Raw genomic sequence first — 24,517 nt, forward strand, 5'->3', positions numbered from 1 at the left:
GGCCCCGCCGGTACCGGTCGAGCTGAATCCGCCGGCCCCGCCGGCCCCGCCGGGCCCCAAAAGCATTCCGGCGCTGCCGCCGGCGCCCCCGGCACCGCCCGTGCCGGTTGAGCTGTATCCGCCGGCGCCGCCGGCGCCGCCGCCGTTGCCGATCAGGGCCCCATTGCCGCCGGTCCCGCCGCCGCCCCCGCCGGTCGCGCCGAATCCCCCGGCCCCGCCGTCCCCGCCAGAGCCTGTCAGCAGGCCGGCGTTCCCTCCGGTTCCGCCGGCTCCGCCGGTGCCGGCCGCGCTGGCCCCGCCGTCCCCGCCGGCGCCGGCATGGCCGAAGAGCGGGCTGGCGTAGCCGCCGGGCCCGCCCGCACCGCCGCTGCCGGTGCCGTATCCGCCCACGCCACCGGCCCCTCCGCCCGCGGTGATCAGCCCGCCGATCAGACCGCCGGCCCCGCCGACCGCGTTTGCTGCGGTAGTGAGTCCGCCATTGCCGCCGACGCCGCCATTGCCGGTCCCGGCGGTCCCGCCGGCCCCTCCGGCCCCGCCGTTGCCGGTCGACGAGTTTCCGCCGGCCCCGCCGGCGCCGCCCACAGCCAACAGCCCGCCAATACCGCCGTCACCACCGGGAAGACCCGGCCCACCCGAGCCGCCGTCACCGCCGACGCCGAGCAGCCACCCGCCTGGCGCGCCGGGCTGCCCGGTGCCCGGAGCCCCGGGGGCGCCGTTGGCGAACAGCGGGCGCCCGGTAACTGCCTGGATGGGCGCGTCGATTGCGTGGAGCACCTGCTGCTGCAGGTTGTGCAGGGGCGAAGTGCTGGCGGGAGCGTTGAAGCCGTCGACACCCAGCAATAGCCCGCCGGCACCACCGGCGCCAGCGGTGCCCAGCGCCGTGCCGAACCCGCCGTTGCCTCCGTTGCCGCCGTTGCCCATCAATAGGGCGTTGCCGCCGGCCCCGCCGGGCCCACCGGCGCCACTTAAGCTCGATCCGCCGGCGCCGCCGGGCCCGCCATTGAACACCAAAGACATCCCGCCGGCTCCGCCGTTCCCGCCGGTGCCGAGGTCGCTGGCGCCACCGGCCCCGCCGGCCCCGCCGGGGCCAAGCAGGCCGGCGTTGCCGCCGGCCCCGCCGTTACCGCCCTGCGCGCCGCCCGCGCCGCCGGTCCCGCCGAAGCCACCGTCGCCGACTAGGTAACCAGTGCCGCCGTGTCCGCCGGCGCCACCGGTCCCGGTTTGGCTGGTTCCGCCGGCCCCGCCTGCGCCGCCGTCGCCCAACAGCAGGGCGCCATTGCCGCCGGCCCCGCCCACCCCGCCGGTACCGGTGTGGCTCGATCCGCCGGCGCCGCCGGCGCCACCGCCACCGGCGAGCAGACCCGCATTGCCGCCGGCGCCGCCGGCACCCCCGACGCCGGCATCGCTGAATCCGCCGGCCCCGCCGTTCCCGCCACCCGCACCGATCAACCCGCTAAACAGCCCGCCGTTCCCGCCGGTCCCGCCGGCCCCACCAATGGTGAGGCCGTTTCCACCAGGCCCACCGGCCCCACCGTGACCGCCGCCGCCGCCGTTGCCGCCAGGTCCGCCGGCCCCGCCGGCCCCGAACGCGTTGAATCCACCCGCGCCGCCGGCCCCGCCGTAGCCGAACCCCGGGTCGAAGGAATTACCGCCGGCACCGCCGTTCCCGGCGGCCATGGTCGCTGTGCCCGGGCCGCCGGCCCCGCCGGGCCCGCCGAAGCCCAGCAGCCCGGAGGAGCCGCCGTTACCGCCGTTTTGGCCGGGAGCGCCGGAGCCGCCGGCGCCGCCGATGCCGAGCAGCCAGCCGCCGGGCCGGCCGTTTTGCCCGGTGCCCGGGGTCCCGTTGGCACCGTTGCCGATCAGCGGGCGCCCGGTCAACGCCAGGCTGGGTGCATTGATCGCGTTGAGCAGATCCTGCCCGACCGTCTGCGCCGGATTGGCGGCGAACGCGGCGACATTCGCGGCCTCCGCGCTGGCATAGGAGCTTGCACCCGTGTTCAATACCTGGACAAACTGCTCGTGAAACGCGGCCGCCTGTGCGCTGAGTGCCTGAAACCGTTGACCTTGGGTGGAGAACAACGCGGCGATGGCCGCCGACACCTCGTCCTCCGCGGCGGCCAGCACGCTCGTGGTTTGGCTGGCGGCGGCCGCGCGGGCCGCACCTAGGTTCGAGCCGAGTGCTGCCAAATCCGTTGCCGCCGAGGTCATTAGCTCTGGCGCTGCGATAACATACGACATGTCGATTCACCTACCAGCACGCCCGGTCGGAACACGATCGCTTAACTCTGCGACTGGGCCGCGGCGCGGCACTCAGTAACCGACTACTGCACTTCGAGCAGCTGACTACTGCACTTGCTCGTGCGCGCCCTGCCGCGGCAACAACGACGCGAGTTCCTCGCGGCTGCGGGTTCCGGTCTTAGACATGGCTCGGTAGATATGGCTTTCCACCGTGCGCACGGAAAGGGTCAGTCGCTCGGCGACTTCGCGGTTGGACAACCCTTGACCGATCAGCATGACGATCTCCCTTTCACGATCCGTCAGCGGAAGGGGCAGCTCGGCTTCACGGAGCGCCGGAGTCCGCACACCGCCACACCTTTCGGCCAGTGCGCCCGCGCGCGCCGCACATGCAAGCGCCGATCCCCGCATGCCCCGGCTGCGATACGTGAGGGCGGCCTGGGCGGCGGCGTCGACGGCCGCAACAAGGTCACCCATTCGTTCGAAATCTTCTGACACCGCGGACAAGTCGGCGGCGTCGCCATCGTTCAGGGCGGCCGAGAACCGCGCCGCGACGCGGGCGCGCGATCCCTCGACCAGCGTTTCGAGCTCGCGCAATCGGAGCAAGCCCGAACGGTCACCGAACTGAGTGGCGGTCTGCAGGCAGACCGCTTCCTCGGCGAATCGCCCCTTGGTCGACGATTTTTCGGCCGCCGACAACACGATGGCGACGGCCTTGCTGACGGCTCCCTGGCTGGCGGTCACCCACGCCCGTGCCAGGCTCCGTTCGAAGTCCAAGGGCCGGAAAGGACGGCGCCGCTCATCGACTGCTGCAAGCGCGGTGGCTGCTTGCACGGTCAAACCGCACATCGCGAGCGCCATCGCGCGCGCGACGTTATAGCGGTATCCCCAGCCCGAAGCGTGCGTGGCCGAGAGTCCCACCGCCGCCTGTTCGAGCAACGCGCAGGCGGAATTCAGGTGACCGGCGCCCAGGGCGGCGCGGCCCGCGACGGCCGCACCGAGCAGTTGGGCCGCTCCCGGAAGGTCGGCCGCCTCACGGCGCACTCGCTCGGCCACCCGCAGGGCTTCGTCGACGTCTCCCGACAGCAGCAGGGAGCCGACATGCGCGTCGCCGATGTTGAACCTCATGTGCGGAGCGTCGAACAAGCGCGTGGCAAGGCCGTAGCCCGCCTGCGCGACTGTCACTGCCTCCGTGGTGCGCCCCGCATCTGCGGCTATGGCGGCCAGCACCCAGGCAATCTCGGCGCCGACGACGGCCGGTAGTTCTTCCAACACAAGAGTTTCCGACGCTTTTGCGGCCAGCTCCGGTTCGTCCGTCGCAAACCAGTACACCGTGAGGAAGGCGTCGATATAGCTGCGGGCTCGTGGCGACGTGGTGTCGGATGCCGCGTCGATGATCTCTTTCGCACGCGCTGGGTCGCCAAGCGCCCAGAGCATGTTGCTGGCCCGTAGGAAGGCATATCTGGCACGGTCGACTTCGGTCAACTCGCCGGTGCGGATCTCGGTGAATACCGCTTCGGCCTCATCGCCACGACCCATCCACGAAAGCGCGTGCGCGCGAACGAAGTTCGGTTCGGGTCCCGCTCCGGCCCGGATGGCCGCCGCGGCAAGCCGATCGGCGAGGGGCAGATCCGCCAGCCAGACCGCGCCGTGGGCCGCCCTTACCAGCAGATCTGTGTCCGGCGCGAGGTCGGAGTCGAGACTCAACGCGGCGCGGCGCACCAAGACCTGTATGTCGTTGCGGTCGGGCGCCGCGGCGAGCTCGGCGGCGACGCGCCCGCGCAACCGCCGCAGCCGGGTGGGCGCCCCTCGCCGGCGGCGTACCTCGCCGTAGAGCGGATGCGCCACCCGCACTTCCATGCCTCCGGCGGCGGCCTCAAGCGTGATGAGCCCCCGGCTATCGGCCTCCTCGACTGCGGCCGGATCGCTCAGCCGCTGCAGTACCGCCAGATCGATGGGCTCGCCGACGGCGAGCACGTCAATCACATCGCCGACCGGTGCGGGCAGGGCCCCGATGCGCGATTCGATCAATTCGACCAGCCCTGGGGGCATTATCGGATCGCCTGTCCACCGCCAATAGCCTTGCTGCTGCACGATCCGGCCGTCGGCGACCTCTTGCTCCACGATGTTGCGCAGATATAAGGGGTTGCCGCGGGTGAGCTTCCACAGCCGTTGTGCCGCATCCGGATCCGCGGGTCCGCCCAGGGTCGCCGACAGGAGCGCGGTGGTGTCTTCTAACGACAGCGGCCGCAGGTCGAGCCGGTCGAGCTGGCCGACCCGCCATATTTCTTTGACGGCTGCGGGAATCGGTTCACCGTCGAGGACGGTGAGTATCACTTTGGCCGCTCCGCGCTGCACGATCTGGTGCACGACGAATGCGGACAGATCGTCGAGGAAATGCGAGTCGTCGACTCCCAAGACCACCGTGGCGCCCCGGGATGCGGAAGTCAGCGACTCGATCACCCCTTGCAGCAACTGGACGGTGTCGGTGACACCCGACGGCGCCCAGGCCGAGAATGCGCCCAGCGGAATCGAGCGCGCCGTAGATGTCCCGGCGGCCCAGCGGCATTCGCATCCGCGCGAGTCGGCGGCGGCCAGGGCCTCACGCGCGAGCCGGCTCTTGCCCACGCCCGCCGCGCCGTAGACGACGATGCCGGAGGCGTCCGGGGCCGAGATGGCGGCCTCGATGTCTCCGGTCTCCTTCGAGCGGCCGGTCAGCGGCCACGACAAGCGCACGCGCAAAGCCTAAGAGCGCCGGAAGAGTGAATGGGGCGACTTTGCCGAATATGGAACGCCGGAGGGCCGGTCGTGGAGCCGTCTAGCCCACCTGCACCGACGTGATGGTGACGGTGCTCGTGGGCATTCCCCTGGTGCGGTTGCCGGCCACACCGACCTTGGCGATCTTGTCGAGGGTCGCCAGGCCCGCCTGGTCGACCGAGCCGAACACCGTGGACGTCGGCTCTATCTCGGCGTCGCGGAACACCACGAAGAACTGGCTTCCGTTGGTGTTGGGCCCGTTGGTGGCCAACGCTACGGTCCCGCGCGGATAGATCACAGTTGCCTTGAGCGCCGGATCGTCGGCCTTGTACTGGTTGGCGGGGTATTCGTCGGCGAACTCGTAACCAGCGCCGCCGCCGCCGTCGGCATCGGGGCCGCCGAACAGTAGCGTCCCGCCCTCCGGCTCGTCGATCATCCGCCCGCAGATTGTGTTGTCGTAGAACCCCTGCTTCGCCAGGCTGGTGAAACTGTTTACCGCGCAGGGGGATTCGTTGTTGGCGAGCTGCACGCCGATGTCACCGAAGTTGGTCGAGATGACTGCGTGGATCGGTGCCGGCTCGGTGGGCACCCGGCCCGACGGGGGCAGCGTGGCGGCCTTGCTGGCCGGATCGGGCGACGGCGGGTACTGGCAGTTCGCGCCGACGTCGGGCGGTGGCGCGAACGGCGGCAACGGCGGCACGCCCGCGGGCGTCGCGGAAGCGGATCCGGGGGCCGACCCCGGCCGGGCGGGCACCCTGGCACGGCTCGGGGCGGGCGACGCCGCGTTGTTGGTCGAGCCGTGGCTCTGGGTCACCAGCGAGATGACCAGGGCCACCACCGCCGCCAGCGCGACGAGCGACCCGCCCACGATTCCCAGGGCCAGCCGCCTGTTGAAGGTCTTTGCCGGGATCGGCTGGGGCGGCTGCGGCTGCGGCTGCGACGCCGGCTGCGGCTGCGGCGGCTGCGCCGGCGGGGTTGGCGGGGCGGCCTGGGGCGGGGCTAAGCCGTCGGTGGCGGTCAGCGCTGCCCGGGCCGCCTCGGCGAGCTCCATCGCCGACTGGTAGCGGGCGTTGACGTCCTTCGCCATGCCCCGCGCGATCACCGCGTCGAGGGCCGGCGGGACGCCGGGCGCGATGATCGACGCTCGCGGTGGCGGCGTGTTCACATGCGCGTTGAGCTGCTCCTCGAGGCTGTCGCCGGGGAAGGGCCGGCTTCCGGTGAGGCACTCGTAGAGCACACAGGCCAACGAGTACACGTCGGCGCGGTGATCCGTTGTGCCCCTGAAGCGTTCGGGCGCCAGGTACGCCACGGTGCCCATCGTGGCGCCGGTGCCCGTGAGCTCGGTGTCGGTCTGCGCGCGGGCGAGGCCGAAATCGATCAGGTAGACGAAATCTCGCGCCGCGGTCACCAGGATGTTTTTCGGCTTGATGTCGCGGTGGATCAAGCCCACCGAATGGGCCGTATCCAGCGCCGCCGCAACCTGTTCGATCACCGCGACGGTCCGCTCGGGGCTGAGCCGCCCACCGCTTTGGACGATGTAGTCCGCCAGGTCGCGTCCCTCGATCAGTCGCATGTCGACATACAGCTGGCCGTCGATCTCGCCGTAGCCGTGGATGGGCACAATGTGCGGATCGTTGAGGCCGGCCGCGATGCGTGCCTCGCGGCGGAACCTTTGCTGAAACTGATTGTCCTCGGCCAAATGCGGCGGGAGCACTTTGAGCGCCACCACCCGATCGGTGGCGGGGTCGTAGGCGCGGTACACACGTCCCATGCCGCCCCGGCCCAGCAACCCCATTATCTGGTAGCGGCCGAACGACTCCGGATCCACGGTCACCCCACGAACCATAAACGGTGGATCACGTGAGACTGGCGATTCTCACCAATCGGCCGCCGGTGTTGCGCGGGGCCAGGGCTTAGTCGAGCAGCAGCGACTTGATGGTGACTTCGCTGGCCGGGGCGCCGTCCTCGCCGCCGCCCGCGACGCCGGCCTTGGCGATCTTGTCCAGGACGGCCAACCCGTCGGCCTGGATGGTGCCGAAGACGGTGTACTGCGGCGGCAGCTGAGAGTCCTTGTAGACCATGAAGAACTGGCTGCCGTTGGTGCCGGGTCCGGCGTTGGCCATGGCCAGGGTGCCGCGCGGATAGACGACCGGCTGCTGAGCCTTGGGGTCGTTGGGCGGGTACTGGTCGGTCGGGTACTCGTTGGCGAACTGGTAGCCGGGGCCGCCGGTGCCGTCACCCTTGGGGTCGCCGCATTGCAGGACGCCGAGCGTGTCCGACGTGGTCAGCCGGTGGCATTTGGTGCCGTCGAAGTATTTCTGGCCGATGAGGCTGGCGAAACTGTTGACCGTGCAAGGCGATTCGTTGTTGGCCAGCATCAGCCCGATGTTGCCCTGACTGGTCGCCATGCTCGCGCTCACCTGGGCCGGGTCCGTCGGGACCTTGCCGGTTCGCGGCGGCTTGACCTGTTTGGCGGCCGCGTCCGACGACGCCGGGTACTGGCAGTTGGCGCCCAGGTTGGCCGACGGCTTGAACGGCGGCAACGGCGGAACCCCCGGCGTCGGTCCGGGTGTCGTGCTGTCGGGGGAGCTGCTGGCGGCGGTGGTGCCGGTCGGCGCCGCGGTGTTGCTCTTGTTCTCGTGCTTGGTGTTGACGACGGCGATCACCACCGCGACGATCACGGCCACCGCCGCGACCGAACCCCCGGCGATCACCACGATCCGGCGCCTTCTGGCCTGCTTCTGGCGCTTCTCGAGCTGCCGCTCGAGTTTGCGCTTGGCGTTCGCACGTCGCTGTTCGTTGGTCGGCACGGCCGGAATGCCTCCATGGTTGGTAAGTCGGGGCCCGAGATTGCCAGCCCAGGCTAATGTGGGCGCGGTGACCGGTGCCAGTCGGGTCCCGTGGGAAACTGGGAACCGTGTTTATCACTGGATTCCCCGCCGGCATGTTGCAGTGCAACTGCTATGTGCTGGCTGAGCGGCCCGGAACCGACGCCGTCATCGTCGATCCCGGTCAGCGCGCGATGGGTGCGCTGCGGCGAATCCTGGACGAGAACCGGCTGACCCCCGCCGCGGTGCTGCTGACCCACGGGCACATCGACCACATGTGGTCCGCGCAGAAGGTTTCCGACACCTTCGGCTGCCCTACCTACATCCATCCCGAGGACCGCTTCATGCTGACCGACCCGATCCACGGCTACGGCCCGCGGTTGGCGCAGCTGGTGACGGGCGCGTTCTTCCGCGAACCCAAGCAGGTGGTGGAGCTAGACCGCGATGGCGACAAGCTGGATCTGGGCAGCGTGACCGTCAACGTCGACCACACGCCCGGGCACACCCGCGGCTCGGTGGTCTTCCGGGTGGCGTCCGATACCGACGTCGTCTTCACCGGCGACACACTCTTCGAGCGCTCGGTGGGCCGCACCGACCTGTTCGGCGGCAGCGGCCGCGACCTGCTGACCTCGATCATCGACAAGCTGCTGGTGCTCGACGACAAGACGGTCGTCCTGCCGGGCCACGGACCGTCGACCACCATCGGCGCGGAGCGGCGTTTCAATCCGTTCCTCGAGGGCCTGAGCCGGTGACGGAGTTCTCTGCCCCCAAGGGGGTGCCGGACTACCTCCCGCCCGATTCGGCGCAGTTCGTCGCGGTGCGCGACGGGTTGCTGGCGGCGGCCCGCCGGGCCGGTTACGGCGACGTCGAGCTGCCCATCTTCGAGGACACCGCCCTGTTTGCCCGCGGCGTCGGCGAATCCACCGACGTCGTGTCCAAGGAGATGTACACGTTCGCCGACCGCGGTGACCGCTCGGTGACGCTGCGGCCCGAGGGGACCGCCGGGGTGGTGCGCGCGGTGATCGAGCACGGCCTGGACCGCGGCGCGCTGCCGGTGAAGCTTTGCTATGCGGGCCCGTTCTTCCGTTACGAGCGTCCGCAGGCCGGGCGGTATCGCCAGCTGCAGCAGGTCGGCGTCGAGGCGATCGGCGTCGACGACCCGGCGCTGGACGCCGAGGTGATCGCCGTTGCCGACGGTGGCTTTCGCTCGCTGGGCCTCGACGGGTTCCGGCTGGAGATCACCTCCCTCGGCGACGAGAGCTGCCGCCCGCAGTACCGGGAGCTGCTGCAGGAGTACCTGTTTGGGCTAGACCTCGACGAGGAGACGCGGCGACGCGCGCAGCTGAATCCATTGCGGGTGCTCGACGACAAGCGACCCGAGGTGCGGGCCATGACGGCCGATGCGCCGGTGCTGCTCGACCACCTGTCCGACGGCGCCAAGCAACACTTCGACACGGTGCTGGCCCACCTCGACGCGCTCGGGGTGCCGTACGTGATCAACCCGCGGATGGTGCGCGGGCTGGATTACTACACGAAGACCACCTTCGAGTTCGTCCACGACGGTTTGGGCGCGCAGTCCGGGATCGGCGGCGGCGGCCGTTACGACGGCCTGATGAGCCAGCTCGGCGGACAAGACTTGTCGGGCATCGGGTTTGGGCTGGGGGTGGACCGGACCATGCTCGCGCTACGCTCCGAGGGCAAGACGGTGGGGGAGACCACGCGCTGCGACGTGTTCGGGGTGCCGCTGTCCGAGCCGGCGAAGCTCTCGCTGGCGGTGCTCGCCGCGCAGCTGCGCAGCGCCGGTGTCCGCGTCGACCTGGCCTACGGCGACCGCGGGCTCAAGGGCGCGATGCGCGCGGCCGACCGCTCCGGTGCCCGCATCGCCCTGGTGCTCGGCGAACGCGACATCGAGGCCGGGACCGTCGGGGTGAAGGACCTCGCGTCAGGTGAGCAAGTGTCCGTCGCGACGGATTCCGTTGTCACCGAGGTGCTTTCGAGGTTGGCCCGGTAGCCGATCCGGCGCAAGAATTTCGCAAGCGGCCGCCGCTACATTGCGGTCATGGATACCACCCTGAAGAAAGTGGTTGCCGGGGCGCTGCTTTCGGGCGGCGTCGCGGTGGCGGGTTTGGGGCTGACCGCGAGCACCGCCCATGCCGACAACTTCACCGTCCCGCACGACTGGTGCCCGGGGAAGCCGCTTCCGATGCCGGATGTCCGGTGGGACATGAACGTCTGCCACCACTGGTACTGGGTCCCCGTCGGGGGTATGGGCAACGTCGGCCAGTTCGTCTGGGAGGGCGACGCTCCCCGGCAGCCGCTCGGACCGCCGCCCTGTTACGGGGCGCCCATCTGCTTGCCAGGGTTGTAGGCGGCAGGCAATCATCGGACGGCAACCGAATACCCAGAAGGATTTTCGCCATGCCCAAATTTGCTGTCCGCTCGATCGCGGCGCTCACCGCGACAGCGGCCGCCCTCGTTGCGCATGCCGCGGTCGCCAACGCCGATCCGGCGGACGACACGCCGATGCAGACGGCGCGCGGCGACTACGTCGGAAAGTGGCAGAGGCACGAAAGCATGATGACGATCGCGCCCGACGGCACCGGGACGATCCTGCTCGGCTCCAGCGCCCGCGACGGCGAGAAGTGGACCATGCGCTGGACACAGGGCGACGGCCTGGGTCTCACGATCAGGTTGGATCGGCGCATCGGTGCCTGGGGCGACGGAATGGACGGCACCCTCAACGACCACACCGCGTGGAAGGCCGAGCTCGTCGTTTCCCCAGACGGGGTCACCGTCCTCCACTTAGCCGACAGCGACGCCGAACTCACCGATGCGAACGCAGGTGACATCTGGTGCGGCAAGTATGGCTCCAGCCGCTTCTGCGGCGCGTGACGAGCGTCGCCGGCCGCACGTTGATTTTCATCGTTGCTCCTTTAGGGCTCGATCAGCCCACCTGGTAGGAATCCCGCGACACCTGGAAGAAGTTGCCCGGACCTACCGCCACCCCAGCCGGGGACTGACAACCCCGCCGTGGTCACGGCCATAGACCCAGTGCGGGCTTAGCTGGCCCAAAAGCGAGCGGTTGCTGGCGGGATGGCAAGCCTGAAGGAATTTTTGCGGCCTCGGCGGGTTTGGACTGGTAGCCACAGGGTGCGCGCCGCCGTGAATGCTCACCGCCGCCGACTGGAAAGTAACTAGCGACCGTCGCGGTCGCCGTGCCAGCCACCCCAGCCGCCGTCGCGGTCGCCGTGCCAGCCCCAGCCGCCGTCGCGGTCGCCGTGCCAGCCACCGCCGCCGTCGCGGTCGCCGCCGCCACCGTGCCAGTCGGCCAGCTGCACATGCTGGACCTCACCCGGAGCAGGCTGTGGCACGGGCGCGGCGTTGGCAACGCCGGCCAGTCCGAGAGCCGAAAGGCCAAGCGCGCCAGCGATTACCCCCGTACCCACAATTTTGTTCAAGGTCATAGCGATCCCCTCCTGCATGCAAAACTTCCAACTGGACTTTGGTTCTTCTCGTACAAGACGGACGCTAGATAGTTAATCTAAGAATCAGCTGTAGCCAAGCTCTAGGGCGTGTGTGTGCGACCCTGCCGACGACACATAGGCATGGGCATCGACGACATCGAACGCGTATGACCCCGATGACCCCGCCATGGTCGCAGCGATAGACCCCGTGCGGGCGGAGGTGGGCGTCGGTTGCCGCCTCATTAGCAACATTTGTCACTCATGTCCTCATGTCCAACCGACTTCGGATGGGTGCCAATCGTTTTGTGCAATTTTGCACATGCGTACCACTCCATGCGCATACGCTTCCATCACAAACCGGGGATCGTCACCACAGAACAAGGAAGTTGGGCGCATGTTCTTCCGTGCAATCGCAGCGGCCCCGGTGGCAGTTGGATTTGTTTTTGCAGCACTGTCGTTCGCGTCCCAGGCGGCCCTGTTGTTTCCGCCCTCAGCGCGTGCCGACGATCATGGTGATCCTTTTGGCGCGGCGCTCCGCGACAAGGTCATTCTGGTAGATCAGCGGACGACGCCACCACCACCGCCTCCACGGCAACCGGCAGGCGCTAACCAGTTCGTCGCGGCGCTCATCGACCACGGCGCGGAAGTCACAGACAGCCGCAATGCGGTCCACATCGCACACGGGGTGTGCGGCTTCCTGGGCAGTGGGTACACGCGGCGCGAGGTTGCTGGCGCGGTACGGCCGAAGATGCATTACACGCAGGCGCAGGCGGCGACATTCGTGGATCTTTCAATCGCCTACTACTGCCCGGAGTACTTGGCATAGGCACGGAATACTGGGCGCCCGCCGAGCCACGGCTAGTCCGCGCATGAGCAGTTGATCGGGGCGACCCGGTTCGCCTTCATGGGCGCCCCGATTCATTCCTCGTAGACGCGTCAAGTCGTCGTATGAACGAACGTTCGGCTTGGGTGCTCGACCTGTAATAGGCGAACGAGCGGCCCTTATACACCCCAAACTTGCAGGTCATCGTTCGGAACACACAAGGACACGTCCGCGTGCTGGAGTTTCCAGCGCAGGTTCAGGGGGTACCAGAGTAGACATGAAAGCCTTTACACCTCTTACACGTTTTGTTGCATCCATCTTCGCGATAGCCGTCGCACTGGGCCTGGCCGGAGTGGGCGCCGCAACCGAGGTGCAAGCTCAGCCAGGGCCTTTCCCGCAATGGTGCCCAGGAGAGTTCTGGGACCCGGGCTGGGGCGATAACTGGGATTGGGGCAACTGCCACGACTGGCGCGGTGGACCCGGAGGCTGGGATCGCGACCATGGACCTGGGTGGGACCACGACCACGACGGGCCTGGTTGGGACCATGACCACGGCGGGCCTGGGTGGGACCACGACCACGGCGGGCCTGGGGACCACGGGCGGTAAACCCCGGCGACCAACATACGTACGCGGCGGCGGTCCTCAACTGAAGTCGCCGCGCCCTACTTGAATAACGCGGCATGGGTCGACGACGACGGCAGCCTCCGCCAAATCGTGGACGGGAACCGTCGGCCCCTATTGGGTCGTCCCGGTGGCCGAGGCCGACCTGGTCGTCGACTACTGCGCCGAGCGCACCGCGATGATGCCCAAACGCCGGCGCACCGGCGCCCAAGCCAACGGCATCGCCACCGAACGCTGCCACCACCGCCAGGCCCGCCTGGCCCGCAAACCGAAAGCCACGACTAGTTCGGACCCCCACCCACCGACGACGACGAACCACCACCCTTCTGACCGGTGTTCAGGCACGCCCCGTCGCAGAATGCCGTAGCGTGGCGGTCCGGTGGATCAGGTGAGGAGGGCCTGAATGGTCTCGCTGCTCGTCGCGGGCGTCGGGCTTCTCCTCCTTGGGTTTGCGCCGGCGCGCCATACCGGCCTGATCTTCCTGCTGACGCTCCTGATCACCTTCGCGCTGACCGCGTTCGACATGAGCACCCACCAACCCACCAGCACCGACCTCGCCGGCTTCACACTGGCACTGATGCTGGGTGGCGCCGCCGTGTTCATCCGGCACGAGCGAGGCATGAAGGACTAGCCGGACCGTAGCCGCCTGACGAACTCCGCCACCGCCACACCGATCTCGTCCGGGCTGTCTTCCTGGATGAAATGCACGCCGGGAACCGTGACCTCGCTGAGGCTGGCCCAGGTCCGGACGTAATCGCGGATGCGGCCGTTGAGGATGGCGCCGGGCTCGGCGTTGACGAATAGCTTTGGCACCCCGCCATTTTCGACGCCTTTTTCCAGCCAGCTGCGGTATTCGTCGACGACGGCGACGACCTCGGCCGGCTCGCCGTCGATGGGTATATTGCGTGGCCACGACAGGGTGGGTCGCCGGTCCTCGCCGGCGGTGAGGAACGGGCGCCGGTAGGCGTTCATCTCCTCGTCGGAGAGTTTCCGAAGTATGGCGCCGGGCAGCACCGCTTCGACAAACATGTTCTGCTCCAACACCATCCGCTCACCTTCCGGCGACCGGAACCCCTGGAACACACCGCGTATGTTGGGATGCCAATCCGCCCATGTCATCGGGGTGACGATGGCCTCCATGAACGCGATGCCCCGCACGCGGTCGCGGTGCCGGTTGGCCCAGTCGAAGCCCAGCGCCGAGCCCCAGTCGTGCAGCACCAGCACCACGCGGTCCCCGAGCTCGAGCGCGTCCCAGAGCCCGAACAAGAAGTCACGCTGCTCGGCATAGTGGTATCGGTCCGGACCTGACGGGCTCAGCTTCTCCGACGCGCCCATGCCGATCAGGTCGCAAGCCACCAGGCGGCCCAGCCCCTGCAGATGCGGCATGACGTTGCGCCACAGGTAGGACGACGTCGGGTTGCCGTGCTGAAAGACGATCGCGTCGCCCTCGCCCTCGTCGATGTAGGCCATTCGCTTGCCGGCGACCTCCCGGTATCGCAGCTCCATGGGGACATCCTGTCACTTGACAACCGATCGAACACAAGTTCGAATAGAGGCATGCGCTGGTCCACCCAGGCCGTCGCGGTCAACGGGAACCCCGTCGACGACGGGGCCCTCCCGGGCTTAAGCAGGATCGGCCTCGTCCGCAGCGTCCGCGCCCCGCAATTCGAGGGCATCACCTTCCACGAGGTGCTGTGCAAGTCGGCGCTCAACAAGGTGCCCAATGCGTCGGCGCTGCCGTTCGGCTACACCGTCAACGGCTACCGCGGCTGCTCGCACGCCTGCCGCTACTGCTTCGCGCGCCCCACCCACGAGTACCTTGACTTCGACTGTGGCGCCGACTTCGACACCCAGGTGGTGGTCAAGACCAACGTCGCCGAGGTCCTTAACCGCGAGCTGCGCCGGCCGTCGTGGCGGCGCGAGACGGTCGCGCTGGGCACCAACACCGATCCCTACCAGCGCGCCGAGGGGCGCTACGCGCTGATGCCGGGCATCATCGGCGCGCTCGCCGGATCCGGCACACCACTGTCGATCCTCACCAAGGGCACGCTGCTCAGGCGCGACCTGCCCCTGGTATCCGAAGCGGCACAACAGGTTCCGTTGTCGGTGTCCGTGTCGCTGGCCGTCGCCGATCCTGAGCTGCACCGCGACGTCGAGCCGGGAACGCCGACTCCGCAGGCACGCCTGGGCCTCATCAGCGCCATCCGGGACGCCGGCCTGGGGTGCCACGTCATGGTCGCGCCGGTGCTGCCGCACCTCACCGATTCCACCGAGCACCTCGACGGCCTGCTCGGCCAGATCGCCGCGGCCGGCGCCACCGGCGTCACGGTTTTCGGCCTGCACCTGCGCGGTTCGACGCGCGGCTGGTTCATGTCCTGGTTGGCCCGCTCGCACCCGGAGCTGGTCGGCCGCTACCGCGAGCTCTACCGCCGCGGCGCCTACCTGCCGCCGAGCTACCGCGACATGCTGCGCGAACGGGCCGCGCCGCTGATCGCCAAGTACCGCCTCGGCGGCGATCCCCGCCCGGTCCCGCCGACCGCCGCCACGTCCGCGCCGCCGCAGCCGACGCTGTTTTGAGCTAGGCGGGCCGATCGCCGCGGGGCTTGGTGAGCGTGAACTGGTCCACCACGGAAACCGCGCCAAACGGCCCGCTCACCGAATAGTGCGTCGCCTTGATCGAGGTGTTGCCCCCGGGCTGGCCCGGGTCGACGTCGAAACACGCGAAGCCGTAAGGGTTGTCGCGGTCGCGAAACGCCGACCAGGGCGCGTCTTCCAACACGTAGATCGGCGCCTTGCGGCCGATCTCGGGGTCGAAAGCCCCGACGCCGGCAATCACGCGGCACCGAGGCTGAGGGAAGAACATCCCGTTGGACGGCGCGGACGTGCCCCCGCCGCCGATGACGAGGTGCACGGTGCCCCGGGTCGAGTCGATGACGTCGCCGCCGGTGTCGACGGGTATCGGTGTGCGGGTGTCGGTGCCCAGCGCACCGCGCAACGGATGCGACCGCTCGTAGTGGTGCTCGTGCCCGCACACCACCAGATCGACCTGATACTGGTCGAACAGCGGCAGCCATTCCTCGCGGATGCCGAGGTCGGCGCCGTTGGTCCGGTCGGCGGTCGAGATCGCCGTCTGATGCATGCACACCACCACCCAGTCCACGTCGGGGTCGCGCCGCGCCGCGGCGAGTTCGCTTGCCAGCCAGCGTTTTTGCTCACCACCGGAATAGCCGTGCACGTAGAAGTTGCCGCCGTCCTGGAAGGCCACGTCGTCGTTGTTGAGGCTGATCACCCGCACCGAACCCGCGGTGAACGAGTACCACAGGCCGCGGGCTTCGGGGCTGGAACCCGAGTCCGGCAACGCGAAGTAGGTCTGGTAGGCGGCGTAACCGATTGGCCCGTTGTCGAGTTCGTTCTCGTGGTTGCCCGCGGCCGGCATCCACGGCCGGAACCGCGCCGAGCGGGTGTTGTTCTCGAACCAGTTCGACCACGTCCGGATGCGGTCCTGCGCCAGGTTCGCGTAGCACAGGTCGCCGTTGACGAGGTTGAACAGCGGACCGAGGCGCTCGACGGCCAGCGTGGTATCCGCGGCCGCGGGCGACCCGATGTTGTCGGTGGCGTACTTGCCGTCGGGCAGCCGGGCCAGCGTGGGGGTGGACTGGTCCCCGAAGCTGGTGAACCGCAGCGGTTTTCGCCCCGACGGGGCGGTCCGCACCGTGCCGCCGCCCGGCTCGGCGCCGTCGTGCACCGCCGCGTACACGTAGTCGGTGTCGGGGATCAGGCCCGTCAGGCGCGCGTGGTTGACGCGGACCTCGTTGCCGGACTTGGCGTCTCGGTAGGTCCGGGTCTCCGCGGCCACGGTGCGCCCGAACCCGGCGGCCGGGGTGCCCAGCATGACGCGGGGATTGCGGACGGCCTCGGTGGTGTGCCATGACACCACCACCTCGGTCGCCGCGTTCGCGCCGAATTGCAGATGCAGACCGGTCACCGGGGGTCCGCCGCGGCGGTCGGCCTGAAACCAGACGGCCGGACCGCGCGCCTGCGACCACAGCAGCACCGCCCCGCCCCCGATGCCGGCCCCCAGGGCGGCCGAGACCGCGCTCGTGGTCAACAGCCTGCGGCGACTGATCCCCGGAACGTCGGTCATGCCTGCTTCATACCTGACGCAAGTAACAAATCCGGTAGCGTTTTCGATATGAGGAACGTGCGCAAAGTGATCAGCGCGGCCGCTCTCGCAGCGGCCGCAGGACTGGCTTTCACTCCCGCGATCTCACACGCGGACGGCCATCAGGTGACTTACACCGTGACGAGCCCCAACAACCTGACCGCCACGGTCAGCTACGTGAGTTCCGATCCGCCCAGCCAGGCGGCCTACAACGCGGACCCGTCGAAGTTCACGACGAGTGTGCAGGCGCCGCTGAGCGGGGGAGCGCCGGTCACCTACACCGCCACGCTGGCGAACCCGAACCAGTTTGCGACCATCACCGCCAGCGGCATGCTGCACTGGCCGGATTCGGGCAACGGCCCCGCCCAGTTCCACTGCGAAATCGCCGTGGATGGTCAGGTGGTCGCGCACGCGGACGCCACCACCACCGTCACCTGCCGACCCGGCTAGCCGATTAGCGCCGCTCACTTGTGCACGCGCACGGCGAGGAAGTACTCGTGTCGTTTCGAGTCCTCGACGGTGTAGCTCGCCGCCTTGGCTGCGCCGTCGTGGTCTGACTCCAGCCAGCGCTCGGTGTGCTGGCGCTCGAATTCGGTCCAGGACGGCACGGTGAACCGCTCCAGGACGAGGTCGGGTTCCTCCAGGCTTCGATAGAGTCGCCAGCTGTGGCCCCCCGTCCGCAGGCGTGACCGCCTGACCGCGGCCATCGCCTCGACGAATTCTTGGAGGTTCTCCGTCGGCACCCGGTATCGCACGGTCACCAGCACGGGCCCGTCGTTGGGGCGCGGTTCGAGCATGAGCATGGGCGCCGCCCAGCAGTTGGAGATGTTGCGGCTCAGCTTCCCGGTGGCCGGCAGCAACCCGAGGAAGGTGACGCTGAGGGCGGCGGCGGCCAGCAGCCCCGCCGACCAGGTCAGCGCGACCTTGAGCCCGTCGCGCGTGGCAAGGAGACCCCAGAGGTAGGCGCCGATCGCCTGGCAGCCCGTGAAGACCAGCAGGTACATCGCCAGCCCGCGGGCCCGGACCCAGCGCGGCAGATGCAGCTGGGCCGCCGCGTTCAACGTCGTCAGCGTCAGCAGCCACGCCGTCCCCGACAACACCAGGAAGGGTGCCGCCGCGGCGAACGACAGCCGGGCCACCGCGAGCGCACCGATTCCATACGCGGCGGCGCACGCCGCCAGCAACGCGTTGGGTGGCACCTTCTCGCGTAACGGGGCCGGGACCAGCAGGGCAAGCGCCGCGCCACAACCGATGGCCCCCAACGTAAGACCGTAACCGCTGGCTCCCAGGTGCCAGCTGCGCGCGGCGGCCACCGGCAGCAGGGCGAGCAGGGCCGAGGCGGGAAACACGAAAAGCGCTGTGCGCAACAAGATCCTGCGGAAAATCGGGCTGTTGACGACGTAGAGCCATCCGGTCACCATGGCCTGGCCGAACTGTTCTCGTTCGAGCGGCGCGAGTTGCTTGGGCCGTTGCCACCCGGCCAAGACGAAGATGATCCCGGTGAACGACACGGCGTTGATCGCGAACACCGCTGCCGGACCGGCGATTGCGACCACGACGCCGCCGATCGCCGGCCCGATCACCCGGCCGACGCTCGCCGAGACGCTCGACAGACTCGCGGCGGACGGGATCTGCTCGCGCGGAACGACTTCGGGCTGAATCGCCTGCCAGGCCGGCGCGGTCAGCGCGGACGCTAGGCCGATCGCCATGGTGAACAGCAACAGCGCGGCCGGGGTGAGCTTACCGAGGTAGGTCAGCGCCGCCAGGGCCAGCGCCACCACCACCGCATACGACTGCAGGACGACGAGCAGGCGCCGCCGGTCGAACAGGTCGGCCAGCACGCCGGCGAACATTCCTAGCAGCAGCGTCGGCCCGAGGCTGGCCGTCTGGACCAGCGCCACGATGGTGGCGCTGCTGTGGGCCTCAATTAAGAACCATTGTGCCGCCACGCTTTGCATCCACGTGCCGATGTTGGAAACGAACTGCGCGACGAACAGGTTGCGGAAGATGCGGTTGCGCAACGGTGCGAACGGCGACGACTGCCCGTCGTCGACACGCTCCCCATGCAAGACCGCCATCAGCGCTTAACCCAGATTGGTCGCGGCGAAGGTGTTGCACTGGTTGGGGTCACCGGTCTGGTAGCCGATGGTGAACCACTTCTGCCGTTCGGCCGACGACCCGTGCGTCCACGACTCGGGGTTGACGCGTCCGGTCGCCTGCTTTTGGATGCGGTCGTCGCCCACCGACGCCGCCGCCGAGAGCGCGTCCTGAATATCCTTGTCGCTCAACGGCTCCAGGTACGGCACGCCGGAGCTTTCCTGCTTGACCGTCGACGCGTAGTGGGCCCAGATGCCGGCGTAGCAGTCGGCCTGCAGCTCGGTGCGCACCCCGTTGCCCCCGGCGCCCTGCGCGCCCTGCTGGGAGCGGCCCAGCACCCCCTGCAGCTGCTGCACGTGGTGGCCGTATTCGTGGGCGACCACGTACTCCTGCGCGAACGGCCCACCGCTGGAACCGAATTTGTCGACCAGTTCCTGGAAGAAGTCGGTGTCGAAGTACGCCGTCTGGTCCACCGGGCAGTAGAACGGCCCGACCGCGGTGGTGGCCGGGCCGCAGCCGGTGTCCACGGACCCGGTGAACAGGCGCACGTGCGGGCGGGTGTAGTTGCGCATCAGCTGATGCCACACCGCGTCCACGGAGTTGCCGGTGGCGACCACGCGGCACTGCACGTACTTGTTGGCGTCGGCGCCGGTCTTGCACTGGCTCAGGTCGAAACCGGGCGCCGAATAGCCGCCGTTGTTGGTCTGCTGCTGGGGCATGATGCGGCCCGGGTCGATGCCGAAAAACAGCGCCCCGAGCAGGATCAGCAGGCCGAGCCCGCCGCCGCCGACGGCCATCCCCATCCCGCCCCCGCCGGACGACGACGCGGTGCTGGTGTCGATCTGCATGCCCTCGTTGAAGGTCATCGCACGCTCCTAAGGTTGCCGGGTGACGGGAAACCGGGCGTCGGTGTAGCTGCGCAGGTTGCGCAGGAACCGGCGGAGCCCCAGGTTGAGCAGCGGTCCGACCAACGGCATGGCCAACCGCGACGGGCCGGCCGGTTTTTGCGCCATGGTCCACGTCAGCCGGCAGCCACCGGGGATGACCTCGACCCGGTAGTCCTCGGCGAACGCCGCGACGGCCTTCGACGAGCATTCGTTGAACCGGAATGCCATGTGCGTGAAGGGTTCCCACGCCAGAAACTCCTCATTGCCGACGATCCCGCCACGCATCTCGACGACGCGGGTGGTGCCGACGCCGCGGGGCTCGGGACTCGTCCAGGTCACCTTCGTGATCACCGGCGCCCAGCGCGGCCAGGACTCGGCGTCGCCGAGCACCTCGAACAGCTGCTCGGGCGTGACGGCGAGGTCGACGCTGTTGCGGAACCGAAACGGCGCGGTCTCGACGAAGCCCAGCTCGACACGCTCGCAAGGGAACATGGCTTGAATCTAACCCGGCCCGTCGCTCGCCGCTGCCAGCAGCGGCACCAGGATGTCGCTGATCGGTGTCGGAAGGTTGTGGCCGCGGGCCTTGCGGATGATGACGCCGTTGCGGATGTCCCATTCGAGGCGCCGGTGATTCTCCCGGTCGAACAGCATCGAGGTGCCCATGTCCTTGGGGCCCTTGCGGAAAAGGTCGACCAGCTCGTCGACCACGTCGTCGGGTAGCCGGGCACCCTCGGCGCGCGCGACGGCCAGGCATTCGGCCACGTAGCGGCGCGACAGCGCGGCGATGTCGTCGCGGTGGAACATCCCGGATCGCCGCCCGGTCAGCACCATCAACCCGGCCAGCGCGTTGACCAGCAGCTTGCGCCAGGCCGCGGTGATGAAGTCGGGGTCGCAGTCCACCTGGCAGCCGGCGCCGCGCAGCAGCTCGGCCACCGTCTCCGCGGAGGGGCCCGACGGCAGCACCAGCCGCGGTTCGGTGCGCAACCGCACCCATCCCTCGGGCTGGGTCTCGGCGCCGTACCAGACGATCCCCGGCACCACCGGCGACGACGGGCAGTGCGGCTGCACCTGCTCGACCTGCTCGACACCGTTCTGCAGCACCACGACGATCGTGTGTTCGTCGCACAGCCGGCCGAGCCAGCCGGCGGCCTCGTCGTTCTGGGTGGCCTTGACCGCCAGGATCACCACGTCGACGGTGCCGTCGACCGTGTCGGGATCGGTGCGTACCGGGCCGGGCACCACGATCGGTTCGCCGCCGTCGGGCCGCAGCTCGATGGCGTCCCGGGATGTGCGGCCGCACACCAGGACGGAATGCCCGGCCTTGTACAGCAGGGCGGCGACCGTCGTGCCGACGGCGCCCGGACCGACGAGGGCGATGTTGGTGGCGATAACTCCGAAATTACTAGAGCGCGAGCGCCTGGCGCAGCACCGCGACGGTTTCGGCCTGCTCGCGCTTCGAGATCGCCGCGTCTTGGATCAGCATCGAGCCGTGGAAAGTGCCGGGGAACAAATGCAATTCGACGCTCACGCCCGCGGCGAGCATGGCCAGCGCGTAGGCGACGCCCTCGTCGCGCAGGGGGTCGAAGTGCATGACCGACACGTAGGCGGGCGGCAGGCCGGCCAGGTCGGTGGCACGGGCCGGCGCGGCGTAGATCGATACGTCGTCGCCGCCGGCCCGGCCGGGTCCCAGGTAGCTCTCCCAGCTGACGATCGCGCGCGGGCGACTCCAAAAAGGCGTGTCGGTGAACGCGATCATGCTGGCGGTGGCCAGCCGGTCGTCGAGTTCGGGCACGGAAAGGAACTGGAAGGCGATGTGCGGTCCACCGCGGTCGCGGGCCAACAGCGCCAGCGCGGCGCCCAGCCCGCCCCCGGCGCTGGTTCCCTGAATCGCGATGCGCTGCGGGTCGACGCCCAATTCGTCCGCGTGCGCCGCCGTCCAGACCAGCCCGGCGTAGACGTCTTCCAGCCCGCCGGGGAATGGGGTTTCCGGGGCGAGGCGGTAGTCGACCGACACCACGACCACGCCGAGTTCGCGCGCCAGCGCGACGTTGGAGGCGTGTTCGGTGTCCAGATCGCCGGCGATGAACCCGCCGCCGTGGACGTGGTAGATCGCGGCCGGAGCGCTGGGTTGGTCGGGCCGGTAGATGCGGATCGGCACCGCGGGATCGCCGTCGCGGCCCGGGATTTGACGGTCCTCGATCTGCACCCCGTTGGTGTCCGGCGGCGGGAACTGGGCGATCATCTCCGACAGCGCCGCCCGGATGGCCAGCGGATCGTCGCCCGGCAGATCGGGCAGGAGTGGAACGACGGCGGCGATTTCCGGGTCGAACGCATAAGTGGTCATCTGCACTCCTGATCCGTCCGCGGCGACGTCGCTCCTGCACTCTAGACTGGGCAGTCGTTCAAATCGGGCAAAAGGGGAGTAATTCGTGCTGCGCAGCCATGCCGCCGGTGCGCTGAGGAGTGGCGACGCGGGCCAGCAGGTGACCTTGGCCGGCTGGGTGGCCCGGCGCCGCGATCACGGCGGCGTCATCTTCATCGACCTGCGGGACGCGTCCGGCGTCGCGCAGGTGGTGTTCCGCGCCCCAGACGTGCTGGCCCAGGCGCACCACTTGCGCGCCGAGTTCTGCGTCGCGGTGACCGGGGTCGTCGAGGTCCGCCCGGAGGGCAACGCCAACCCGGAGATCGCGACGGGCGAGGTCGAGGTGAACGCGGGCTCGCTGACCGTGCTGGGCGAGAGCGCGCCGCTGCCGTTCCAGCTGGACGAGCCCGCCGGCGAGGAGCTGCGGCTGAAGTACCGCTACCTCGATCTGCGGCGCGACGGTCCGGCCGCGGCAATGCGGCTGCGCTCCAAGGTCAACGCGGCCGCGCGCGAGGTGCTGGCGCGGCACGACTTCGTCGAGATCGAGACGCCGACGATCACCCGGTCGACGCCGGAGGGGGCGCGCGACTTCCTGGTGCCCGCTCGCCTGCACCCGGGCTCGTTCTACGCGCTGCCGCAGAGCCCGCAGCTGTTCAAGCAGCTGCTGATGGTGGCCGGCATGGAGCGCTACTACCAGATCGCCCGCTGCTACCGCGACGAGGATTTCCGCGCCGACCGCCAGCCCGAGTTCACCCAGCTCGACATGGAGATGAGCTTCGTCGACGCCGAGGACATCATCGCGGTCTCCGAGGAGATCCTGGCCGCGCTGTGGGCGCTGATCGGCTACCAGGTCCCCACGCCGATCCCGCGGATCAGCTACGCCGACGCCATGCGGCGGTTCGGCTCCGACAAGCCCGACATGCGGTTCGGGCTTGAGCTCGTCGAGTGCGCGGAGTTCTTCGAAGACACCACCTTTCGCGTCTTCCAGGCACCCTACGTCGGTGCGGTCGTGATGCCCGGCGGGGCCTCCCAGCCGCGGCGCACCCTGGACGGCTGGCAGGAGTGGGCTAAGCAGCGCGGGCACCGCGGGCTGGCCTACGTGCTCGTCGGCGACGACGGGGAGCTCGGCGGCCCGGTCGCGAAGAACTTGTCCGACGCCGAACGCGCCGGGCTGGCCGGCCACGTCGGGGCCGAGCCGGGGGACTGCATCTTCTTCTCGGCGGGCCCGGCGAAGTCGTCGCGGGCGCTCTTGGGCGCGGCCCGCGGCGAGATCGCCAAGCGGCTGGGCCTCATCGACCCCGACGCGTGGGCGTTCGTGTGGGTGGTCGACCCGCCGCTGTTCGAGCCCGCCGAGGACGCCACCGCCGCCGGCGACGTGGCAGTCGGATCCGGGGCGTGGACCGCGGTGCACCACGCGTTCACCTCGCCCAAGCCCGAATACGAGGACGTGGTCGATACGGACCCGGGCAGCGTGCTGGCCGACGCGTACGACATCGTCTGCAACGGCAACGAGATCGGCGGCGGTTCGATTCGTATTCACCGCCGCGACATCCAGGAGCGGGTGTTCGCGGTGATGGGCCTGGACAAGGCCGAGGCCGAGGAGAAGTTCGGATTCCTGTTGGAGGCGTTCATGTTTGGCGCGCCGCCGCACGGCGGCATCGCGTTCGGCTGGGACCGGATCAATGCGCTGCTGTCCGGGGTCGACTCGATCCGCGAGGTGATCGCGTTCCCTAAGACCGGCGGCGGCGTCGACCCGCTGACCGACGCGCCGGCGCCCATCACGGCGCAGCAGCGCAAGGAGTCCGGAATAGACGTCAAGCCGGAGAAGGTTGACCGGGCATGAGCGAAATGCCTGACACCGCGACCATCAACGCGTTCAACACCAGCATCATCGACGAATTCCGGGCCAACGAGGGCAAGGTCGGCGGTCAGTTCGAGGGCGCCAACCTGCTGCTGCTGCACACGACGGGCGCGAAGTCCGGCCAGCCCCGGGTGTCGCCGCTGGCCTACTTCCGCATCGACGGCAAGCTGATCATCATCGGATCGTTCGCCGGCGCGCCCAGGGACCCCGCCTGGGTGCACAACCTGCGGGCCAGCCCGGCGGCGCACGTCGAGATCGGCACGGACGCGTTCGACGTCACCGCCCACGAGCTGCCCAAGGCCGAGCGCGACGCGCTCTTCGAAAAGGTCGCGGCCGCGGCGCCCGGCTTCGCCGAGTACCAGTCCAAGACCAGCAGGGTCATTCCGCTGTTCGAGTTGCAGCCGGCCTGACCGGGAGCC

The 24,517-nt window shown here is 69.3% G+C and carries 24 protein-coding genes; 12 read left to right on the top strand and 12 right to left on the bottom strand.

What is annotated here, in order from left to right:
* The 4 genes from AWB92_RS21795 to AWB92_RS21810 form a co-directional block, all read right to left on the bottom strand.
* Window positions 1–2,238, bottom strand: a 2,238-nt coding sequence (locus AWB92_RS21795) for a PE family protein (protein ID WP_085189535.1), incomplete at its 3' end; no start/stop codon positions are given.
* A gap of 105 nt (window positions 2,239–2,343) precedes the next feature.
* A complete protein-coding gene (locus tag AWB92_RS21800; RefSeq protein WP_085189353.1) occupies window positions 2,344–4,971 on the bottom strand; it encodes a helix-turn-helix transcriptional regulator in 2,628 nt (875 codons plus the stop codon).
* A gap of 82 nt (window positions 4,972–5,053) precedes the next feature.
* Window positions 5,054–6,826, bottom strand: a complete 1,773-nt coding sequence (locus AWB92_RS21805; protein ID WP_085189355.1) for a protein kinase — start codon at window positions 6,824–6,826, stop codon at window positions 5,054–5,056.
* A gap of 79 nt (window positions 6,827–6,905) precedes the next feature.
* The gene (locus AWB92_RS21810) at window positions 6,906–7,802 is read right to left on the bottom strand and encodes a peptidylprolyl isomerase (RefSeq protein WP_085189358.1); all 897 of its coding nucleotides are present in this window, start codon (window positions 7,800–7,802) and stop codon (window positions 6,906–6,908) included.
* 107 nt (window positions 7,803–7,909) lie between these two features.
* Here AWB92_RS21810 and AWB92_RS21815 point away from each other — a divergent pair, with 107 nt between their 5' ends.
* Genes AWB92_RS21815 through AWB92_RS21830 form a run of 4 tightly spaced genes read left to right on the top strand, consistent with a single transcriptional unit; the run spans window position 7,910 to window position 10,712 of the window.
* A complete protein-coding gene (locus tag AWB92_RS21815) occupies window positions 7,910–8,572 on the top strand; it encodes an MBL fold metallo-hydrolase (protein ID WP_085189360.1) in 663 nt (220 codons plus the stop codon).
* Window positions 8,569–9,831 carry a histidine--tRNA ligase gene (hisS, locus tag AWB92_RS21820; RefSeq protein WP_085189362.1) on the top strand — a complete coding sequence of 421 codons (1,263 nt, stop codon included), beginning with the start codon at window positions 8,569–8,571 and terminating at the stop codon, window positions 9,829–9,831. The genes AWB92_RS21815 and hisS overlap by 4 nt, the downstream gene beginning before the upstream one ends.
* Window positions 9,832–9,879: 48 nt before the next feature.
* Window positions 9,880–10,188 (top strand): hypothetical protein, encoded by a 309-nt coding sequence (locus AWB92_RS21825; protein ID WP_068184864.1) that lies wholly within the window; start codon window positions 9,880–9,882, stop codon window positions 10,186–10,188.
* Window positions 10,189–10,238: 50 nt separating this feature from the next.
* Window positions 10,239–10,712: a hypothetical protein gene (locus AWB92_RS21830; RefSeq protein WP_085189364.1), complete on the top strand. Its 474-nt coding sequence runs from the start codon at window positions 10,239–10,241 to the stop codon at window positions 10,710–10,712.
* 302 nt (window positions 10,713–11,014) lie between these two features.
* Here AWB92_RS21830 and AWB92_RS21835 read toward each other — a convergent pair whose 3' ends face one another.
* Window positions 11,015–11,191 (bottom strand): hypothetical protein, encoded by a 177-nt coding sequence (locus AWB92_RS21835; RefSeq protein WP_193791419.1) that lies wholly within the window; start codon window positions 11,189–11,191, stop codon window positions 11,015–11,017.
* 487 nt (window positions 11,192–11,678) lie between these two features.
* On the opposite strand from AWB92_RS21835, the gene AWB92_RS21840 reads away from it, so the two are divergent.
* The 4 genes from AWB92_RS21840 (at window position 11,679) to AWB92_RS21850 (ending at window position 13,360) form a co-directional block, all read left to right on the top strand.
* Complete coding sequence (locus tag AWB92_RS21840; RefSeq protein ID WP_158090396.1) at window positions 11,679–12,110, top strand: DUF732 domain-containing protein; 432 nt, start codon at window positions 11,679–11,681, stop codon at window positions 12,108–12,110.
* Window positions 12,111–12,384: 274 nt separating this feature from the next.
* The gene (locus AWB92_RS30700; protein ID WP_085189370.1) at window positions 12,385–12,714 is read left to right on the top strand and encodes a hypothetical protein; all 330 of its coding nucleotides are present in this window, start codon (window positions 12,385–12,387) and stop codon (window positions 12,712–12,714) included.
* A 145-nt stretch (window positions 12,715–12,859) separates the two neighbouring features.
* Window positions 12,860–13,096, top strand: a complete 237-nt coding sequence (locus tag AWB92_RS29570) for a hypothetical protein (RefSeq protein ID WP_142282238.1) — start codon at window positions 12,860–12,862, stop codon at window positions 13,094–13,096.
* 36 nt (window positions 13,097–13,132) lie between these two features.
* The gene (locus AWB92_RS21850) at window positions 13,133–13,360 is read left to right on the top strand and encodes a hypothetical protein (RefSeq protein ID WP_068189288.1); all 228 of its coding nucleotides are present in this window, start codon (window positions 13,133–13,135) and stop codon (window positions 13,358–13,360) included.
* Here the strand turns inward: AWB92_RS21850 and AWB92_RS21855 are convergent.
* Window positions 13,357–14,235 (bottom strand): haloalkane dehalogenase, encoded by an 879-nt coding sequence (locus AWB92_RS21855; protein WP_085189372.1) that lies wholly within the window; start codon window positions 14,233–14,235, stop codon window positions 13,357–13,359. The two genes, AWB92_RS21850 and AWB92_RS21855, sit on opposite strands and share 4 nt — an antisense overlap.
* Window positions 14,236–14,286: 51 nt before the next feature.
* Between AWB92_RS21855 and AWB92_RS21860 the strand changes: the two genes are divergently transcribed.
* Complete coding sequence (locus AWB92_RS21860; protein WP_085189374.1) at window positions 14,287–15,306, top strand: Rv2578c family radical SAM protein; 1,020 nt, start codon at window positions 14,287–14,289, stop codon at window positions 15,304–15,306.
* A 1-nt stretch (window position 15,307) separates the two neighbouring features.
* On the opposite strand, the gene AWB92_RS21865 is transcribed toward AWB92_RS21860, so the two are convergent.
* Entirely contained in the window at window positions 15,308–16,873 is a 1,566-nt protein-coding gene (locus tag AWB92_RS21865; protein ID WP_085189376.1) for a metallophosphoesterase family protein, read from the bottom strand.
* A 48-nt stretch (window positions 16,874–16,921) separates the two neighbouring features.
* On the opposite strand from AWB92_RS21865, the gene AWB92_RS21870 reads away from it, so the two are divergent.
* A complete protein-coding gene (locus AWB92_RS21870) occupies window positions 16,922–17,341 on the top strand; it encodes a hypothetical protein (RefSeq protein WP_068128971.1) in 420 nt (139 codons plus the stop codon).
* A 14-nt stretch (window positions 17,342–17,355) separates the two neighbouring features.
* Here AWB92_RS21870 and AWB92_RS21875 read toward each other — a convergent pair whose 3' ends face one another.
* From AWB92_RS21875 to AWB92_RS21895, 5 genes are read right to left on the bottom strand one after another with little or no spacing between them, the layout of a single operon-like run.
* Window positions 17,356–18,969, bottom strand: coding sequence for an MFS transporter (locus AWB92_RS21875; RefSeq protein ID WP_085189379.1), 1,614 nt, complete (start codon window positions 18,967–18,969; stop codon window positions 17,356–17,358).
* Window positions 18,970–18,975: 6 nt separating this feature from the next.
* A complete protein-coding gene (locus tag AWB92_RS21880; protein ID WP_085189381.1) occupies window positions 18,976–19,854 on the bottom strand; it encodes a neutral zinc metallopeptidase in 879 nt (292 codons plus the stop codon).
* Window positions 19,855–19,863: 9 nt separating this feature from the next.
* The gene (locus AWB92_RS21885; RefSeq protein WP_085189383.1) at window positions 19,864–20,367 is read right to left on the bottom strand and encodes an SRPBCC family protein; all 504 of its coding nucleotides are present in this window, start codon (window positions 20,365–20,367) and stop codon (window positions 19,864–19,866) included.
* A 9-nt stretch (window positions 20,368–20,376) separates the two neighbouring features.
* The gene (locus AWB92_RS21890) at window positions 20,377–21,264 is read right to left on the bottom strand and encodes an oxidoreductase (protein ID WP_193791421.1); all 888 of its coding nucleotides are present in this window, start codon (window positions 21,262–21,264) and stop codon (window positions 20,377–20,379) included.
* 13 nt (window positions 21,265–21,277) lie between these two features.
* The gene (locus tag AWB92_RS21895; RefSeq protein ID WP_085189387.1) at window positions 21,278–22,219 is read right to left on the bottom strand and encodes an alpha/beta hydrolase; all 942 of its coding nucleotides are present in this window, start codon (window positions 22,217–22,219) and stop codon (window positions 21,278–21,280) included.
* A gap of 85 nt (window positions 22,220–22,304) precedes the next feature.
* Here AWB92_RS21895 and aspS point away from each other — a divergent pair, with 85 nt between their 5' ends.
* Window positions 22,305–24,080 (top strand): aspartate--tRNA ligase, encoded by a 1,776-nt coding sequence (aspS, locus tag AWB92_RS21900; RefSeq protein WP_085189389.1) that lies wholly within the window; start codon window positions 22,305–22,307, stop codon window positions 24,078–24,080.
* Entirely contained in the window at window positions 24,077–24,508 is a 432-nt protein-coding gene (locus tag AWB92_RS21905; RefSeq protein ID WP_085189391.1) for a nitroreductase family deazaflavin-dependent oxidoreductase, read from the top strand. The genes aspS and AWB92_RS21905 overlap by 4 nt, the downstream gene beginning before the upstream one ends.
* Window positions 24,509–24,517 lie beyond the last annotated feature (9 nt).

This window comes from Mycobacterium sp. IEC1808 (assembly GCF_002101935.1).
GTDB lineage: Bacteria > Actinomycetota > Actinomycetes > Mycobacteriales > Mycobacteriaceae > Mycobacterium.

Bases quoted from the DNA above. Each gene is read 5' to 3' on its own strand.
- AWB92_RS21895 (WP_085189387.1), bottom strand. From the start codon at position 22,219: ATGACCACTTATGCGTTCGACCCGGAAATCGCCGCCGTCGTTCCACTC.
- AWB92_RS21855 (WP_085189372.1), bottom strand. From the start codon at position 14,235: ATGGAGCTGCGATACCGGGAGGTCGCCGGCAAGCGAATGGCCTACATC.
- AWB92_RS21875 (WP_085189379.1), bottom strand. From the start codon at position 18,969: ATGGCGGTCTTGCATGGGGAGCGTGTCGACGACGGGCAGTCGTCGCCG.
- AWB92_RS21850 (WP_068189288.1), top strand. From the start codon at position 13,133: ATGGTCTCGCTGCTCGTCGCGGGCGTCGGGCTTCTCCTCCTTGGGTTT.
- AWB92_RS30700 (WP_085189370.1), top strand. From the start codon at position 12,385: ATGAAAGCCTTTACACCTCTTACACGTTTTGTTGCATCCATCTTCGCG.
- AWB92_RS21840 (WP_158090396.1), top strand. From the start codon at position 11,679: ATGTTCTTCCGTGCAATCGCAGCGGCCCCGGTGGCAGTTGGATTTGTT.
- AWB92_RS21860 (WP_085189374.1), top strand. From the start codon at position 14,287: ATGCGCTGGTCCACCCAGGCCGTCGCGGTCAACGGGAACCCCGTCGAC.
- AWB92_RS21880 (WP_085189381.1), bottom strand. From the start codon at position 19,854: ATGACCTTCAACGAGGGCATGCAGATCGACACCAGCACCGCGTCGTCG.
- AWB92_RS21905 (WP_085189391.1), top strand. From the start codon at position 24,077: ATGAGCGAAATGCCTGACACCGCGACCATCAACGCGTTCAACACCAGC.
- AWB92_RS21885 (WP_085189383.1), bottom strand. From the start codon at position 20,367: ATGTTCCCTTGCGAGCGTGTCGAGCTGGGCTTCGTCGAGACCGCGCCG.
- AWB92_RS21825 (WP_068184864.1), top strand. From the start codon at position 9,880: ATGGATACCACCCTGAAGAAAGTGGTTGCCGGGGCGCTGCTTTCGGGC.
- AWB92_RS21830 (WP_085189364.1), top strand. From the start codon at position 10,239: ATGCCCAAATTTGCTGTCCGCTCGATCGCGGCGCTCACCGCGACAGCG.
- AWB92_RS21870 (WP_068128971.1), top strand. From the start codon at position 16,922: ATGAGGAACGTGCGCAAAGTGATCAGCGCGGCCGCTCTCGCAGCGGCC.
- AWB92_RS21865 (WP_085189376.1), bottom strand. From the start codon at position 16,873: ATGACCGACGTTCCGGGGATCAGTCGCCGCAGGCTGTTGACCACGAGC.